Source organism: Pontibacter oryzae (assembly GCF_003576375.1).
GTDB lineage: Bacteria > Bacteroidota > Bacteroidia > Cytophagales > Hymenobacteraceae > Pontibacter > Pontibacter oryzae.
On sequence record NZ_QWGE01000001.1, the window covers coordinates 843,415 to 860,325 of the forward strand.

Below are 16,911 nucleotides of genomic sequence, written 5' to 3' on the forward strand. Positions count from 1 at the left end.
AAACTGCTGCAAGTTTAACTTGTGGCTACCTTCGCGCCAGTTTTCAACTGGCGCTTTTCAGTTTTAGGTCTAATGTCAGTAACAAACTGGCGGTATTAAAGGAAATAATGACGAGATAAGGCCTAAAGCTTGCGTCAGCTGTTATACCTTACAACTTCTGCAGCAGCTGCCGGGCTCGCTCCGAAATGGCTGCAAAGTAGGCCGCATCCTGCTTAACCTCCTCCGCCGACTTGCCCAACACATCGCGCTTGTTCATGGGGTTAGCCAGGTCTGCTAACGTCAGGATGGTGCGCAGCCGCTGCTTTTGACTTTCAGAGACCGCTTCAAGATCCTGCGCCTCAATTTGGGCAAGCATTTCCTCCCTGAAGTCCTTGTTCTCCACGGCTTCCTCATCCAGCAGGCGCATGAGGGCAGCTACGGCCTCATCCTCGAAAGGGGAAAGTATGGCCAGCCCGATCAACTCGGAAGTGGTGGGCAGCGGAAGCCTGATGAGCAGTTCGTAGCCGCCGCCCTGCTCACCGGCTGTAGTATAACACTTCATCCAGAAAGCAGCAGGGCCTTTATACACGGCAGCCCAACCGCCTGCGGCTTCCTCTACCAGCTGCATTTCCTTCAGTAGCGCTGCAATAAGCTGCGCGTCCCCGTAAAGCTTCCGGCTGGCCATACTTTCTAGTCTTTATACTTTATCTCGAAGCCAACTTCTTCAAGGTCCTCCCAGAAGCGCGGGTATGATTTGCGCACCACGCTTGGCTCCTGAATTTTAACGGGCTGCAACAAGGCAACGGGCGCAAAGGCCATGGCCATGCGGTGGTCCTGATACGTCCGGAAGCTGAGGTCAGTGTGCTTCATAAGCCCGGGCTCCAGCCTGAAAACGCCCGGCGTTACTTCCTGCAGCGAGGCACGCATACTCTGCACCTCTATCTGGAGCGCCTGAATACGATCGGTTTCCTTGATGCGCAGGCTTTCCAGACCTGTCATATCCACTTGCACACCCAAAGCGGCACTCAAGGCCACTACGGTCTGGGCCAGGTCCGGGCAATCCGAGAAATCCTGAGATATGTGATGTTCATGCTCTTTCTTCTGCAAGCGCACGCCACCGTCCACAAACTCGGTATACACGCCCAAACCCGACATGATCTCCACAATGGCACGATCGCCCTGAAACGAGTTTTCCTTTAAGCCCAGCAGGGTTATATCTGCCTCTTTGGCAAGGGCCACCAAACTATACCAGTAGCTCGCCGCCGACCAATCCGACTCCACTGTAAACGCGGCGCTTTTATACTGCTGCGGTTTTACGGTAATGGTGTTGCCCTCAAAGGCTGCAGTTACACCAAAATGCTGCATCAGCGAGAGCGTCATCTCGATGTATGGACGTGAGCCGATCTTGCCTTCCAGCTCCAGCTCTAGGCCTTCCGGCAGCAGGGGCGCAATCATCAGGAGTGCCGAAATATACTGGCTGCTGATGTCACTGCGTACTTTCAGGTGCTTTTTGCCGCTGCCCTTAAAAGCGCCGATCTGCAGTGGTGGGTATCCCTCCTGCCCTTTGTAGCTTATACTTGCCCCTAGCTCGCGCAAGGCATCCACCAAGACTTTAATTGGCCGCTGGCACATGCGCTCGGTGCCCGTAAGCAGTTTTTCCTGCCCGGTAATAGCATAGTATGCTGTTAAAAAACGCATCACGGTTCCGGCATCCTCGGCATCAATGGTGGCCGCATCGCTCTGCAGCAGTCGCTGTAACAATTGCGTATCGTTGGCCTCGGAGAGGTTATGCAACTCGGCCTGCTTGCCCGACAGCGCTGCAATAATGAGTGCGCGGTTTGCCTCGCTTTTGGAGGCCGGCAGTTTTATACTTCCGTGCAGGTGGCCGGTTGGGTGGCTTAAGATGAGGCTTTGGCTCATAGTAACGTATAGTATCGTAAGGATTCAACAATTTCCTGCACTGTTATCGGTTGGTCGTAAACGGCTTTGCCGATGCCTTCCAGTAAGGTGCAGTTGATAGACGAGCGGGTATTTTTCTTATCCTGCAGGGCCAGTTGGGCGATGTCCTGAATGTCTTGCTCCGAAAGGGATACTTTCTCATACACAGACACCAGGAAAGTCTCGATCTTATCCAGGTCCTCGGCAGGCAATAGTTTATGGTTCTTACTTATCCAGGCTTCGCAGAGCATGCCAACGGCTACAGCCTCGCCATGCAAGAGTTTCCTGTCAGGTTTCTCTAGAAGGTAACTCTCCACGGCATGGCCCACCGTATGCCCGAAGTTCAGGATCTTGCGCAAGCCACCCTCCAGCGGGTCGGCCTCCACTACCCCGGATTTTATACTTACAGAGTGCCGGATCAGGCCTTCCCAGTCATCGGTGAACAAGCCAATATGGCGCTGCTCTATAAACGCGTCTTTGTCGGAAATTAGCCAATGCTTTATGATCTCAGCATATCCAGATTTCAGCTCGCGCTGTGGCAATGTTTTTAGAAAATCAGGGTTGATGAACACGGCCTGCGGTTCCTGGTATACGCCAATGTGGTTCTTGAGCCCATGGAAATCGATGCCGGTCTTTCCGCCCACGCTGGCATCTACCTGCGCCAGCAGCGTGGTGGGCACCTGCACGAAAAATATGCCGCGCTTAAACACTGCCGCACAGAAACCACCCATGTCGCCGATCACGCCCCCGCCCAGGTTTACAAGCACTGACCAGCGGTCCAGGTTCAGCTCGGTCATGCGTTGCCAGATATACTCGCAGGTCTGAAGCGTTTTCTGCTCCTCGCCGCTTTGTATTTGTATCAGCTCGTGCTCAGGCAAGTATGGCTTTAGCGTTGGGTAGCAATGCGCAAGCGTATTCTCGTCTACCAGCACTGCCACCTTGCTAAAAGCCCGGTTCTTAAGCAGCTCCGGCAACTCCTGCAGCGCGGTAGGTCCTATATGTATGGTTGCAGTCATGTTGAGTTAATAAGTTAAAGAGGTAGTGAGGTTGGGAGTTAATGAGGGTCGTGGAATTTTTCTGCAATTCGAACAAATAACAATGAACGACCAACAATTAAATACTATAACCATTCAGCTATTCATCACCATCCAGTATCTGCGTTTGTTTCCGGATGGATTCTACGTGGATCAGTTTATAGAGCTCCTCTACAAAGGCGCCATTAATTCCTGCCTCCTCGGCCCACTCGGCGCGGCTTCTGAAGATTTCCTTCCAGCGGGCCAGTTGCAGCACCTGCACGTTGTTCAGCTTTTTGTATGCCCCGATTTGCTCTACCAGACCCATGCGTTTGGCCAGTGCGGCAATTATATCGTGATCGGCGGCATCGATCTGCAGACGCAACTCCTCGGCGCGGTTCACGAGTTCGGCATCGTCGTAGGTGCTTTTGCGGACCTGCAACTGCTGCACCACCTCGGCTAACCTGGCTGGGGTAATCTGCTGTGCCGCATCGCTCAAGGCCTTGTCCGGGTTGGGGTGCGTTTCTATCATCACACCGTTGTAGCCCAGGTCCAGAGCCTTCTGTGCCACCGGAAAAATCAGTTCGCGGCTGCCGCCAATGTGGCTTGGGTCAATGATGATCGGCAGCTCCTGGTAACGGGCCTTCAGCTCAATCGAGATTTGCCACACCGGCACGTTCCTATACTTTGTTTTCTGGTACGATGAGAACCCACGGTGTATGGCCGCCAGGTCCGTGATGCCGGCTTGGTACATGCGCTCCAGGGCACCAATCCATAAAGCCAGGTCTGGGTTAACGGGGTTCTTCACCATCACGGGCACCTGCACGCCGCGCAGGGCATCGGCAATCTCCTGCACCGCAAATGGATTCACTGTGGTTCGTGCGCCAATCCAAAGCACATCTATGCCATACTTTAGGGCCTCCTCCACGTGCCTGGCTGTGGCAACCTCTGTGCTAACCTGTATCCCAGTTTCCTGTTTTGCCAGTTTTAACCAAGCAAGCCCTTGCGTACCTACTCCTTCAAAGCTGCCCGGGCGCGTGCGTGGCTTCCAGATGCCCGCCCTAAAAAGCGGCACGCCCTGCTCTTGCAGCGCCCTGGCGGTTTGCAACACCTGCTCTTCGCTCTCGGCGCTGCATGGCCCGGCAATTATGAATGGCCCCGGCTGCAACGAACCGAAAAAAGAATCTATATCGGAAAACTTCATCTACTCTAATTAATGTTACAAAGGTAACTTATGCAAAACAAAAGGCCGCGGCTAGCAGATAAAAGTAACCTACTTTATGCATTTCAGTAAACGGGTGCTGCCGCAGCATTGTCTGCTAACGGATTATTTATCAAGCTATAAGTATAACAGCAAGACCCTAGCTACAGTTTGTGCATCGGCAAGGTAAAAATAAGCCATGGCAGCCTGCCGAAATGGTTGCGCACAAGGCCCGAAGCACTATCTTTGCACCGCTAATTTTACTTACATGAATTCTATTACCAAAGTATCTTTCGACGACACGGCTGTCGCTTTTTCCGGTAAGTCTGACGCTGAGTTGTACAAAATGTACCTGCTGTTTAAATCCATGAACAGCAATACGTTTGTAAAGGCCGGCGGCACCTTATTAAACACAGCCCTTAAACTGCACCTCCCAGTTAAATTTATCATCAAGCCTACCATTTTTAATCACTTTTGCGGCGGCGAAACCATCGAGGAGTCTGAGCGCGCCATACAGGAGCTGGCCCGCTTCAACATCGGCACTATCCTGGATTACTCTGTAGAGGGCGAAGGCAACGAGAAGAGCTTCGACGCCACCCGCGACGAGTTGCTGCACGGCATTGAGAAAGCGCACGGTAATAAAAACATCCCTTTCTCGGTATTTAAAATTACCGGCCTGATAGATATTAATCTACTGGAGAAGGTACAAAAGCAGCAGGAACTCACCGTTGATGAACGCGCAGCCTTTGAGCGGGGCCGCGACCGTGTCAATGCTATTTGCCAGCGATGCTATCAGCGCGACGTGCGCGTATTTATAGACGCCGAGGAGAGCTGGATACAAGATACCATCGATAACCTGACATACGAGATGATGGCGCTATACAATAGAGAGAAAGCCAACATCTACAATACCTACCAGCTTTACCGCCACGACCGCTTGGATGTGTTGCAACGCGACTTAGAGCAGGCAATGGAGGGTGGCTATTACCTTGGTGCCAAACTGGTGCGTGGCGCCTACATGGAAAAAGAACGCCGCCGCGCCCTGGCAGAAGGCTACGAAAGCCCCATAAACCCGACCAAAGAGGCATCAGATGCGCTTTTCGACAGTGCCCTGCGCTTTTGCGCGGCTAACGTAGATCGCATCGCATTTTGCAACGGCACCCACAACGAGGACAGCTGTTATCTGCTCATGGAGCTGATGGAAGAGTATGACATTGCCCCGAACGACCCACGCGTATACTTTGCGCAGCTCTACGGCATGAGCGACAACCTGTCGTACAACCTGGCGCATGCCGGTTACAACGTAGCCAAGTATGTACCCTATGGGCCTGTGGAGGCCGTAATGCCCTACTTGCTGCGCCGCGCCAACGAGAATACAGCTATTGCCGGCCAAAGCAGCCGCGAGCTTACCTTGATCATGAGCGAGATAGAGCGCCGCAAAAAGCTGAAGCGCTAACACTTTCAACGCGAAAGCCAGCATTACCGCTGGCTTTCGTTTTTTTGGCTGGGTACAAACAGCTTTGGGCTGGCATAAACACACAGCGTGGCCCCGTGTGTGTACACGGGGCCACGCTGTGTGTTTTCAGAACTATAAACTTTACGCTGTAGTTCTAGCTATAATTACTCAACGATTGTAGTAGAGTCAGTAGTCATAGCAGCTGAATCAACTACAACTTCTTCTTCAACAACAGGAGTTTCTTCTACAACTTCAGTCTCAACAGCTTCAGTTTCAGTAGCAGCTTCTTCGTTGTTGCAAGCTGTGAAAGAAGTAAGAGCAAGAGCTACGATAGCGAAAGTGAATAAATTTTTCATTTTGTGTTTGTGATTAAGTGTTTTGGTTTCGATTTTGAACTTCATACCGGAAATGAGGATAGGTAACCCACATTTCTAAAAGTTTTTAAAATTATTTTTTTGGTGGGTTACAAAACGCCCCTAAACGTATTAAAATTTGACTGGAATGAAGAAGAGTTTGTATGAGACGGATGAGGCGATCATAGAAGGCATCCGGCGCAGCGACGAACGAGCGCTAGCCCACCTGTACAAACTTTATTTCCCGATGATATCTCATTTTATTTTGAGTAACAGCGGAACCGATGACGAAGCCAAGGACATTTACCAGGAAGGCGTGATCGTGTTCTACGAGAAGATAAAGGATAACAGCCTGGAGCTAAGCTGCCAGATTAAAACCTACCTGTACTCGGTGTGCAGGAGGCTCTGGCTAAAGCGGCTGGCCGAGAAGGGCCGCTTCGCCACCAAGCTGGATGACTCTGAAAGCTTTATCCCCGTTGACGAAGAAACCCAGCACCACGAAGAGCAGGAAAGGCAGTTTGGGGTGATGGGCGATGCGCTGGCACAGCTCGGGGAGCCGTGCCGGAGCCTAATCGAGGATTATTACATCCGGACACAAAGCATGCAGGATATTACCGCTAAGTTTGGCTATACCAACACCGACACGGCCAAGAACCAGAAGTATAAATGCCTGCAACGCCTGAAGAAGATATTTTTTACTACCTATAAGCCTGAAGTATAAACGGCTACGATTTATGGCCCGCTGGCCAGAGGAGATAATATTATGCTAGAGTACCGCGCATACGACGAGATTGAACGCTACCTGAACGGAAAAATGGCTTCTGAGGAGAAAGCTGCCTTTGAGGCATTGCTGCACCATGATGCACGCCTTACCGAGCAGGTGGAGGAGCATCGCCAACTGCTGCACACCATGAAAAAGTATGGCCAGCGCCAGCAACTGCGTCAGCAGCTCAACAGCATACACAGCCAAATGGTAGCAACAGAGCCTTTGGCTGCATCGCCAAATGGCTGGAAGATTTTCTGGGGCAAGCACCGGCAAACAATGGCTGTGGCAGCCAGCGTATCGTTGCTCTCTGTTTTTGGCACACTCTGGAGCGTACAGCAGCTTAAAGCTCCCGTACGCCAGCAAACCGCACATTACGTGGAACTACGCCGCGAGGTAGAACGCCTGAAAAAAACGCAGACTGCCATAATTAATGGTATTAACGATGCAAGCAAGCCAGCTACTCCACGCCCAGCAGCCTTCAGCGGTACAGGCTTTGCCATTTCCTCTGATGGTTATTTAGTAACCAGCTCGCACGTAGTGGAGGGCGCTGACTCTATCATGGTAGAGAACAAAGCCGGCCTGAAGTATAAAGTAAGCGAGGTTTACCGCGACGAGATCCATGACCTGTCTATCCTGAAAGTAACAGAGGATAATTTTGAAGGCTTTGGCAAATTGCCTTATACCTTTAAAGTGTCTGAATCTGATCTGGGCGAGCGGGTGTTTACGCTGGGTTACCCGCGCGAGGACATCGTGTTTGGAGAAGGCTCGCTTAGCTCTTCTACAGGTTTTGAAGGTGATACCACTTCTTACCAGATCTCCATTCCACTTAACCCTGGTAACAGCGGTGGCCCTTTACTCGATGACAAAGGTAACCTGATAGGCGTGATCAGTGGCAAGCAAGCTGGCCAAGAAGGCGCTGCTTTTGCGATCAAGTCGGCATACTTGCTGCAGCTTATTGATGAACTCCCTGGCGCTGGCAAAGTTGACCCGCTAACCCTTCCAAAAAATAATACACTTTCTACCCAAACCCGCCCACAACAGTTAAAAAAACTTAAAGAATACGTTTTTGTAGTAAAGGTGTACAATTGATGAGTTAAGCCACGTAACCTTTGAGGCTATGCTGATACTTGTTCGCTGTATTAGCCCGTGTGAGTGGGGGTAGCTCAACAATTTCGTCCCTTTTCAGTTTATTAATAGTGATTTGAGCAAATTGCTCGACTATTTGTGCAACTATTAATTCAAACTGAGAGCTATGAAAAAGAGAACAATATTTCCTGTTGCGCTGGCTGCAGCTATGCTATTTGGCTGTGCTAGCTCTAACGATAGCATGCAAGATACCACTGCCATGGACGATGACATGACCATGAGCGAAACCCAAACTATGGCTGGTGACACGGAAACTACTTATGATTACGACGTAGTAGCAGACCCATCTGATACATACAAAGACATTTTCTCTAACACTACCGACACAGAAGATTACAACGACATGTTCAGTACAGTTGATGATACTGAGCAATACGATGCACTTACACTGGCAAGAAAAAGCCCGAACCTATCTACTTTCGTAACGCTCATCGAAAAAGCTGAACTTGTAGATGATTTAGAACGTGTGGAGAAGTTTACCCTCTTCGCTCCCACCAATGCGGCCTTTGCCAAAATTCCTAAAGATAAACTAGAGATGCTCCTGATGCCTGACAATAAAGCAAAACTTATGCAGGTCCTTCAGGCACATGTGCTCCCAACCGAAGTTTCTTCGCTACAACTTAAAAATAATACCCGTATCCAAATGAGCGACGACAGCTACATTCCTGTCGAGTCTGATATGAATGGCACCAATATTCGCATTGGCGGTGCACAGGTTGTAAGAAGCAATATTGAGGCATCTAATGGTATGATACATGTTATTGACAGCGTGATTATGCCAGATGATGCTCGCGAAAGTAACCTGATCGGAGACTAAGAAACACATTATCCTATTTATCAAAGCCCTCTTTCTTAAATACAAAGAGGGCTTTCTTTATTTAACTGTATGTATAAAGTAGCTGCAACATCTTTCATAAGTGCCATTTATATAGCCTATCATATGAAAAATTTTATACTTGTACTGGGCATGCTCACCCTTTGTGGGTGTGCTGGCATACACGATTCATCCCTTAGTAATGAGGAAATAGTAATTAGCGAAACACAAACTATGGCCGGTGATGGCGATGAGTCTATATCAGCTTCAAAGTACAATGGTATATTCGCAGGAATTGAGAACACCGCACAATATGATCTTGTGGCATTAGCCAAGACAGATCCGAACCTTACAACCTTTGTGCAGCTAATTGAGCAGGCCGATATGGCCTCGGAATTAAGCCATGGTGGCCAACATACACTGTTTATACCTATAAACGATGCGTTTTCAGAGTTATCAGAAGACTCGCTGCATAACCTGATGGCACCTGAAAGCAGAGCGCAACTTATACGGATGCTTCAGGCGCACATTTTGGCCGGCATCCTGCCCTCCACTGATATTACCAACAGTCAGCATATAGAAAGTAGCGCCGGAGACTATTTAAGTATTGATACAGCAGCTAGCCCTGCAACGCTAACTGTAGGAGGAGCTACGGTTTTAAAACCTGACGTTCGGGCTGGAAACGGAATCATACATATAGTTGATAGGCTGCTGGTTTCATCAGAAGGCATTGGCCGTTATTAGTAAATTACTATTTATCACCTTTTCAACGAGCCATGAAAGTATTTTCGTAACTCATCGTTGTTTTAACCGTTTAAAAAGCAGAGCAAGCCAAAAGCTGGCTTGCCTGTTTAGGACACAATATTTACAGATAAAGCTATGATGAACAAAACAGATAACGCGGGTATCATGACCGCTATGTTTAGAGACAGAGACAGCGCAGAGCGTGCTTATAACGAATTAAGAGCACGTGGTTATAGCAAAGACGATATTAACGTAATCATGTCAGATGAGGCTCGCAAACGCCATTTTGCGGGAGATGATGTAGAAGAAACAGAACTTGGCAATAAATCGATGGAAGGCACTGGAGCTGGTTCTGCCATTGGCGGTACTTTGGGCGCCATAGTAGGCGCAGTGGCTGCTATTGGCACATCGGTAGCTATCCCTGGGTTAGGCTTAGTAATTGCCGGCCCACTAGCAGCTGGATTGGCAGGTGCGGGTGCAGGGGGCTTAACAGGCGGCCTGATTGGCGCGCTGATTGGTGCTGGCATTCCGGAGGAACGCGCTAAAGTGTATGAGACGGGCGTGAAAGAAGGCAATATTGTTCTAGGTTTTAAACCGCATACAGCTGAAGATGCCAGATATTTCGAGTCTCATTTCCAGCAACAAAGAGGTGAACATATCTATTATTAATTAACCCCCGATTTAACCGGATAAGTTTTTTTAATAAGCCCTTGACAATAACTTTATGTTGTCAAGGGCTTTTTTTGTGCATTTCATCCTTAAAAACTTTGTTTAAACTCTAGTTTATTTAATCTTTTATTAAATATATGCTTTAAATTATGCTAACACGCTATAACGGCTTGTTCTTAGAAAAAAATTACTTATTATTGAATAATAAATACTGCTTTACAGGCGGCATTTATGCGTTTTTTTAATTGTCGCCTGAGTAATTTAGATGCAATTCTGGCATCCCTGTAATTTCTTAAATTATTGAGGATCATATTTTTGGCACCATTTCTGTTAGATCAGGCGCCTGTATGTAAGTGAATAACCCTTAAGCAGAACAAAGAATGTATAAGCTGAACCACATCCTCATAATTGATGATGATCAGATAAATAACTTATTCTCTCAGATTATACTTGAAGATGCGAACGTAAGCAACCTTGTATCTATCTGCCAAAGTGTGCCCGAAGCGCTAGATTTTTTACGCGCCGCCGAGACCGAGGAAGATACTTTGTTCCCTGACCTGATACTGCTGGATATAAGTATGCCTTCGCTGGATGGTTTTGATTTTCTGGACCGATACTATGCCTTAGGCTATAATGAACGCCACAACACATTCATCTCCATGTTCACTTCTTCCGAAGAATTGGAGCATCAGAACCGCGCCAAAGAATATGATGTGGTTGTTGGGTTCATTAACAAACCTCTCTCTGTCCCTACGCTCCATTCCATACTTGCTCTGCAAGCCAGCAACCGCGCCGAAAACAATTTGAGGTAGTTCCGTATGTTAAGGGGTATGTATTTTTTACTTATCTCTAACACACATAAGCTATGAAAAAAATAGGAAAAGCGCTTGGGTGTATTGCAGCACTAGCTATGCTGGCCTCATGCAGTTCTGGCTCCGATAGCCAGAATAACGAGCAGGCCGGCACCGTTGTTGTAGCCACCGATTCCACTCTTACAGAAGATAACCAAGAATTACTGGCCTTTGCAGCCCGCAACAACATGCTGCAGATAGAACTAGGCCGGTTGGCAACTGCCCATGGCGCATCAGAGAATGTAAAGACTTTTGGGCAGGAGTTAATAACCTGGTACTCCGATAAGCAGCAGGAATTGCAAACACTTGCTCAGCAATATAACATTACCTTGCCACAACAACTGGCAGATGACCAATCGGAACAGCTTAAAGAACTTAGAGAAGCCAATGCCAGGGAGTTTGACCAAGCGTATTGGGACAGCGTAATTGAAGCACAAAAAGAGGCGGTTGATGAATTTGACGATGAGTTGAAGCGCGTGGAAGATACTAATGCTAGCGCATTCTCCATCTGGGCCCGAAATACATTACAAGAGTTGCGGGCACAGCTAGTTCAGGCCGAAGCACATGAGTTAGAGCTTAAGAACCGCGATGGTGGTATTACTGAAAGTCTTTAGTTTTTTGGTAATTTATGAAGGAACCCACTGGGTGAGTTGAGCTAGCTTACCTGGTGGGTTTTTAATATCAGATCAGTTCCTTAAGCTTGCTCCAAGTATGCTTAGCCAAAATTTTCTGGCCTTCTGCATTTGGGTGAACCCCATCGGGCAGGTTTAGGTGCCTGTTTCCGGCAACCCCTTCCAGCAAGAAAGGAATGAAATGTATGTTATTTTCAAGCGCCAGTTCCCGAAACAGCTTTCTGAACTCTGCAGCGTAACGGCCGGGTACAATATCCGGAATCTCCATACCTGAAAGTATAAATTTAGCCTCTGGGTATGCGTGGCGCACTTTATTAAGAATTTCTTGTAGGTTTTGGGTGGTCTCGCGGGCAGGTATGCCCCTAAGGCCGTCGTTTGCGCCCAGAGCAAGTATAAAAATTGAGATTGGTTCGTTAAGCCAACGGTCGATGCGATGCACGCCGCCAGCTGTTGTATCACCGCTTAATCCCCCGTTCAGCACTTTATATTCAGTATACCCTTCCTGCCTCAGCTGCTCCTGAAGTAAGCTAGGGTAAGCCTGCGAAGCAGGCAAGCCATAACCTGCTGTCAGGCTGTCACCGAATATAAGTATGTTCTTCATCAGATGCATCTCTTAGGTAGTAAGCATTTCTTACTTGCATAAAACAGAGCGGGTTGCCTTAGTTAGGGCAACCCGCTCTGTAAATTTATTTATACTTTATACTAATCTGCAGATTCTTTCATCTGGCGTAAACGCTCACAAGTAGCTAAAGACGCTTGCTTCTGTTTTTCAACCATCTGCACAACATTTTGTGGCAAATCTGCTCTGTTGTCCAGCGCATCGTTATAGGCTTTCTGGGCCCACTCTTCACCGTAAATATTGGATTCGATAATTGATTCTTCGTCGTTACCAGTCGCAGCAGACTTTACATCCATCCAACCGCGGTATATTTTACCCTTGGCGGTAGTGCTTTTCTCTGCTGAGCCGCCCATGCTGCTAATCGAGCTGTTTATCTCGTTTGAGAAGCTGCGGCTCTGGTTAATAAGGTCGTTGTAATAAGATTTATGCGCTGGGTCTTTCGTGGCATCAGCGGCATGCTTGTATCCTTCTATTCTATCGTTTACAAATTGGTTAAGCTCCTGTAATACATTTACAGTTTTTTCATTATTCATAGTTCTCGTATTTTGGTTCACATTATATTGGAACGAAAAAAACGACTTACAGTTATAATATTAAGCGCTTTGTTCCGTATGTTATACTTTAAGCGCTTGTGCTGTAGCACAGTGGGTGCTGTAGCTATGATATAATATTTTTTTCTTTTACATTACGTTTTGATGCCGATCTGCGGCACCACTTTTGCGATATAACTTTTGGTTCAACTTACTTAAATAGATGCTATCATTGACAACCCGTTTTAAAATCATACTGTCGGTATTGGCTGTCATCCTGGTAACAGGCTCATTTATACTTTATAAGCGTGATGCTACGCCCGAAGGTAAGAACGAGATCCTGATTAAAGCTTTGATGCAGGGCCTGAATACCGGCCACTACCAACCTGAAAAGGTTGACGATAACTTTTCTAAAAAGGTATTTAATCTGTACCTAGAGCGCTTAGATTATAACAAAAAATTCTTGCTGGCAACCGACGTTGCCAAGCTACGCCAGTACGAGGCAGCCATTGATGACGAGCTGCGCGAGGGTTCATTTAAGTTTTTCGACATGTCTGCCGACTTGATTGAGCAGCGCGTAAAAGATTCTGAAGCATATTACAAGGAAATCCTTAATAAGCCTTTCGACTTTTCTAAGGATGAGCAAATAGAGCTCGACGGTAAGAAGCTAGCCTATGCTAAGAACACCTCGGAACTGAAAGAGGCCTGGAGAAAGCAGCTGAAGTACCAAACCTTGGTGCGCCTGGTGGACATGCAGGAAGAGCAGCAGAAAAAGCTTGACAAAGGTGAAAAGGTAGAGAAAAGATCTACGGAGCAGATGGAGGTAGAGGCACGTGAGAAGGTAAAGAAAACCTATGATGACCTCTATGCGCGCCTGGCCAAAGTTAACCGCGACGACCGCCGCTCAACCTATATTAATGCTATTACTAACGTGTATGACCCTCACACGGGTTATTTCCCTCCTAAGGCCAAAGCTGATTTCGACATCAACTTTACAGGCCGGTTAGAAGGTATCGGTGCCTCATTACAGGAAAAAGACGGCCAGATTAAAGTAATGGAAATCGTGCCGGGTAGCCCATCATACCTGCAAGGCGAACTTAAGCCTGGAGATATTATCCAGAAGGTTGGGCAAGCTGCCGAAGAACCAATATTGGTAGAAGGCATGCGCCTGGACGATGCCATTCAGTTTATCCGTGGTAAAAAAGGGACGGAGGTTCGCCTTACTGTTAAAAAGCCGGATGGCTCCACCAAGATAATCCCAATCGTGCGTGATGTGATCGTGTTTGAAGAAACCTATGCGCAGTCTGCTCTAATTGAGGATAAGGAGAAGATTGGATACATCAAGTTGCCAGGCTTCTATGCTGACTTTGAGAACAAGAATGGCCGTTTCAGCGGTGCTGATGTGAAAAAGGAAGTAGCCAAGCTAAAAGCCGCAGGTATGCAGGGCCTGATCCTGGACTTGCGTAACAACGGTGGTGGCTCGCTGGCCGATGCCGTAGAAATGGCTGGTTTGTTCATTGAGCAGGGCCCGATCGTGCAGGTTAAAACCGCCTCTGGCAAAGCTGTAGTGCTAGATGACCGCGACGCGCAGGTACAGTACGGTGGCCCGCTGGTTATACTTGTTAACTCAAACAGCGCCTCGGCCTCTGAGATTCTGGCAGCCGCCATGCAGGATTATAAGCGTGCCGTTATTGTCGGTAGCCCAACGTTTGGCAAAGGCACCGTGCAGCAGTTCTTTGAACTTGATGAAGCACTTCCTTCGCAGTTTAACCCTTACAAACCTTTCGGTGCGCTTAAACTAACTACACAGAAGTTTTACCGCATTAACGGTGGCACCACGCAGCTGCGCGGTGTAACGCCGGACGTAGTATTACCAGATGCTTACGCATACCTTGAGTTTGGCGAGAAAGAGCAGGACTTCCCGCTCCCTTTTGATGAGATCTCACCAGCCAAGTATAAGCCTTGGAACAATGGTAAAATAAACCTGACCCAGGTAAAATCGCATAGCCAACAGCGTGTAGCCAAAAACAACAGCTTTGAGCTGATCCAGGAAACGGCGGAGCGCCTGAAAAAGCAGTCCGACAATACAACCCGCTCACTGCAGATAGATAAGTACCTTGCAGAAGAGCGCAAGGCCGAAGCCGAAGCGAAGCGCTTGGAAGAAGCCCAGAAAAAAGTGCCTGTATTAAATGTGCACCGCCTGCAGCAAGATTTGCAAGCCCTTGGCACCGACACCGCAAAAGTTGCCCGCAACAAAGAGTTTATGAAAGACCTGAAGCAGGATGTGTACGTGGAAGAGGCTGTAGCCATAATCCAAAGCGACCTGAAATAAGAACTTAACTTAGTCTATCGAAAACGCCAGCTACTTAAATAGCTGGCGTTTTTTGTATATTACCTGTCCTAACATCAACCTCAATTATGCTTATGCAATCATACTTACCTCCAGCATTCTCATTCAGAGCCTGGCTTCTATTTATCAGCTTACTCCCTGCCCTGCTCAGTAACTGCGCTACAAATACGCAGCAGGAAGCGCAAATCAGAAACAGAGGCCTCATGGCAAAAAAGGCCATGGTGGTGTCGGCCCATCCAGAGGCTTCACGAGTTGGGATGGAGATTATGCGCAAAGGCGGTAATGCATACGATGCAGCCATAGCCACTCAGTTTGCGTTGGCAGTTGCTTTTCCGGTGGCTGGTAACATTGGGGGAGGCGGCTTTATGGTATACCGCAGCGCAACCGGCGAAACTGGTTCTCTGGATTACCGCGAAACCGCTCCTGGCGCAGCCCTGGAAACCATGTACCAGGATAGCCTTGGTAACGTAATTGATGGCCTGAGCACAGACACGCATTTAGCCGTGGGCGTACCGGGCGCAGTAGACGGCATGGTAAAAGTGCATGAAAAATTAGGTTCAATGCCTTGGAGTGAATTAGTACAACCTGCTATAGATTTAGCTACAAACGGCGTTATACTTACGCATAAAGAAGCTGACGGACTTAATTATTCTAAACATGCATTCTTAAAAAACAACAAGCACACACCTTATCTTGTGCGGGATAAAGCATGGCAGGCTGGCGATACTTTGCGCCACCCCGATCTTGCCCGTACCCTAGAGCGCATCCGTGATAAGGGCCGCGACGGGTTTTATGCTGGCCAAACAGCAGACCTTCTGGTAAAGGAGATGCAGCGCGGCGGGGGTATAATTTCGCACCAAGACCTTGAAAACTATACTTCTGTTTGGCGCAAGCCGGTTACTGGAAAGTATAAAGCCTATAACGTTATCTCAATGGCACCACCTTCTAGCGGCGGCGTGGCCCTTTTACAGCTGTTGCAGATGGTTGAACCCTATGACCTGCAAAAATTTGGCTGGCAAAGCGCTAAGGCTATACAGCTCATGACGGAGGCTGAGCGCCGCGTGTACGCTGACCGCGCCACCTACCTCGGCGACCCTGACTTTGTAAACGTACCAGTGCGGGAGCTGCTGGATAAAGAATACTTAGCAAACCGCATGCAGAGTATGAGTATGGCCCGAGCCACACCATCTTCAAGTATAAAAGCCGGCACCTTGCCTGTTTACGAGTCAGACCAAACCACACATTTCAGCATTGTTGACCCCGCAGGCAATGCCGTTTCAATCACCACCACGCTTAATGGCGCTTATGGCTCGAAGGTAATGGTAGAAGGTGCAGGCTTTCTGCTAAACAACGAGATGGACGACTTCAGCGCAAAGCCAGGAGTACCTAACATGTTTGGTCTGGTAGGCGGAAAGGCCAATGCCATTCAGCCAAATAAGCGCATGCTCAGCTCTATGACGCCAACTATACTCGAAAAGGATGGGAAACTTTACATGGTGGTTGGCACGCCCGGCGGCTCAACAATCATCACTTCTGTGTTTCAGACGATCCTAAATGTGCTGGAGCATGACATGACGATGCAGGAGGCTGTAGCGGCTCCGCGCTTTCATCATCAGTGGCTACCCGACGAGATTCAGCATACCGCCAATGCCATACCTACCGAAGTACGGGAAGAGCTTAAAGCAAAGGGGTATACCTTGCAGGAGCGTGGGCAGTTCGGACGTGTAGATGCTATACTGGTGCTGCCGGATGGTACATTAGAAGGCGGTGCAGATCCTCGGGGCGATGATGCCGCTGCTGGCTTTTGACCAGCAAACAGAATTCTTTTAAAAACAGAAAAGCCTGCCACA

General features: G+C 48.4%; 17 protein-coding genes. 10 read left to right on the forward strand and 7 right to left on the reverse strand.

What is annotated here, in order from left to right:
• Positions 1 to 148: 148 nt before the first annotated feature.
• The 4 genes from D1627_RS03475 to D1627_RS03490 all read right to left on the reverse strand — a co-directional run bounded on the left by D1627_RS03475 (position 149) and on the right by D1627_RS03490 (position 4,134).
• Positions 149 to 664, reverse strand: a complete 516-nt coding sequence (locus D1627_RS03475; RefSeq protein WP_119430796.1) for a hypothetical protein — start codon at positions 662 to 664, stop codon at positions 149 to 151.
• Positions 665 to 669: 5 nt separating this feature from the next.
• Positions 670 to 1,899, reverse strand: a complete 1,230-nt coding sequence (locus D1627_RS03480; protein WP_119430797.1) for a 3-phosphoshikimate 1-carboxyvinyltransferase — start codon at positions 1,897 to 1,899, stop codon at positions 670 to 672.
• Positions 1,896 to 2,933 (reverse strand): 3-dehydroquinate synthase, encoded by a 1,038-nt coding sequence (aroB, locus tag D1627_RS03485; RefSeq protein WP_119430798.1) that lies wholly within the window; start codon positions 2,931 to 2,933, stop codon positions 1,896 to 1,898. Before aroB ends, D1627_RS03480 begins: the two co-directional genes overlap by 4 nt.
• 118 nt (positions 2,934 to 3,051) lie before the next feature.
• Positions 3,052 to 4,134 carry a bifunctional 3-deoxy-7-phosphoheptulonate synthase/chorismate mutase type II gene (locus D1627_RS03490; RefSeq protein ID WP_119430799.1) on the reverse strand — a complete coding sequence of 361 codons (1,083 nt, stop codon included), beginning with the start codon at positions 4,132 to 4,134 and terminating at the stop codon, positions 3,052 to 3,054.
• 265 nt (positions 4,135 to 4,399) lie between these two features.
• Between D1627_RS03490 and D1627_RS03495 the strand changes: the two genes are divergently transcribed.
• Positions 4,400 to 5,587, forward strand: a complete 1,188-nt coding sequence (locus tag D1627_RS03495) for a proline dehydrogenase family protein (protein WP_119430800.1) — start codon at positions 4,400 to 4,402, stop codon at positions 5,585 to 5,587.
• A 164-nt stretch (positions 5,588 to 5,751) separates the two neighbouring features.
• Here the strand turns inward: D1627_RS03495 and D1627_RS03500 are convergent, their stop codons facing one another.
• Positions 5,752 to 5,988, reverse strand: coding sequence for a hypothetical protein (locus tag D1627_RS03500; protein ID WP_119430801.1), 237 nt, complete (start codon positions 5,986 to 5,988; stop codon positions 5,752 to 5,754).
• Between the two features lie 100 nt (positions 5,989 to 6,088).
• Here D1627_RS03500 and D1627_RS03505 point away from each other — a divergent pair, with 100 nt between their 5' ends.
• The 7 genes from D1627_RS03505 to D1627_RS03535 all read left to right on the forward strand — a co-directional run bounded on the left by D1627_RS03505 (position 6,089) and on the right by D1627_RS03535 (position 11,544).
• Positions 6,089 to 6,661, forward strand: a complete 573-nt coding sequence (locus D1627_RS03505) for an RNA polymerase sigma factor (RefSeq protein WP_119430802.1) — start codon at positions 6,089 to 6,091, stop codon at positions 6,659 to 6,661.
• A 42-nt stretch (positions 6,662 to 6,703) separates the two neighbouring features.
• The gene (locus D1627_RS03510; protein WP_119430803.1) at positions 6,704 to 7,795 is read left to right on the forward strand and encodes a S1C family serine protease; all 1,092 of its coding nucleotides are present in this window, start codon (positions 6,704 to 6,706) and stop codon (positions 7,793 to 7,795) included.
• 163 nt (positions 7,796 to 7,958) lie between these two features.
• On the forward strand, positions 7,959 to 8,669 hold the full coding sequence (locus tag D1627_RS03515) for a fasciclin domain-containing protein (RefSeq protein WP_119430804.1): 711 nt from the start codon (positions 7,959 to 7,961) through the stop codon (positions 8,667 to 8,669).
• A gap of 123 nt (positions 8,670 to 8,792) precedes the next feature.
• Positions 8,793 to 9,410: a fasciclin domain-containing protein gene (locus D1627_RS03520; RefSeq protein WP_158607140.1), complete on the forward strand. Its 618-nt coding sequence runs from the start codon at positions 8,793 to 8,795 to the stop codon at positions 9,408 to 9,410.
• A 138-nt stretch (positions 9,411 to 9,548) separates the two neighbouring features.
• On the forward strand, positions 9,549 to 10,079 hold the full coding sequence (locus D1627_RS03525; protein ID WP_119431106.1) for a hypothetical protein: 531 nt from the start codon (positions 9,549 to 9,551) through the stop codon (positions 10,077 to 10,079).
• Between the two features lie 380 nt (positions 10,080 to 10,459).
• On the forward strand, positions 10,460 to 10,891 hold the full coding sequence (locus tag D1627_RS03530) for a response regulator (protein ID WP_119430806.1): 432 nt from the start codon (positions 10,460 to 10,462) through the stop codon (positions 10,889 to 10,891).
• Positions 10,892 to 10,944: 53 nt separating this feature from the next.
• On the forward strand, positions 10,945 to 11,544 hold the full coding sequence (locus D1627_RS03535) for a DUF4142 domain-containing protein (protein WP_119430807.1): 600 nt from the start codon (positions 10,945 to 10,947) through the stop codon (positions 11,542 to 11,544).
• A gap of 67 nt (positions 11,545 to 11,611) precedes the next feature.
• Here D1627_RS03535 and D1627_RS03540 read toward each other — a convergent pair whose 3' ends face one another.
• Together D1627_RS03540 and D1627_RS03545 are read right to left on the reverse strand one after the other, a co-directional pair.
• On the reverse strand, positions 11,612 to 12,163 hold the full coding sequence (locus D1627_RS03540) for an arylesterase (RefSeq protein WP_119431107.1): 552 nt from the start codon (positions 12,161 to 12,163) through the stop codon (positions 11,612 to 11,614).
• Positions 12,164 to 12,264: 101 nt separating this feature from the next.
• On the reverse strand, positions 12,265 to 12,714 hold the full coding sequence (locus tag D1627_RS03545) for a PA2169 family four-helix-bundle protein (protein ID WP_119430808.1): 450 nt from the start codon (positions 12,712 to 12,714) through the stop codon (positions 12,265 to 12,267).
• A gap of 220 nt (positions 12,715 to 12,934) precedes the next feature.
• Here D1627_RS03545 and D1627_RS03550 point away from each other — a divergent pair, with 220 nt between their 5' ends.
• Both D1627_RS03550 and ggt read left to right on the forward strand, forming a co-directional pair.
• Complete coding sequence (locus tag D1627_RS03550; protein ID WP_119430809.1) at positions 12,935 to 15,043, forward strand: carboxy terminal-processing peptidase; 2,109 nt, start codon at positions 12,935 to 12,937, stop codon at positions 15,041 to 15,043.
• A gap of 92 nt (positions 15,044 to 15,135) precedes the next feature.
• Complete coding sequence (gene ggt / locus D1627_RS03555; protein WP_119430810.1) at positions 15,136 to 16,869, forward strand: gamma-glutamyltransferase; 1,734 nt, start codon at positions 15,136 to 15,138, stop codon at positions 16,867 to 16,869.
• Positions 16,870 to 16,911 lie beyond the last annotated feature (42 nt).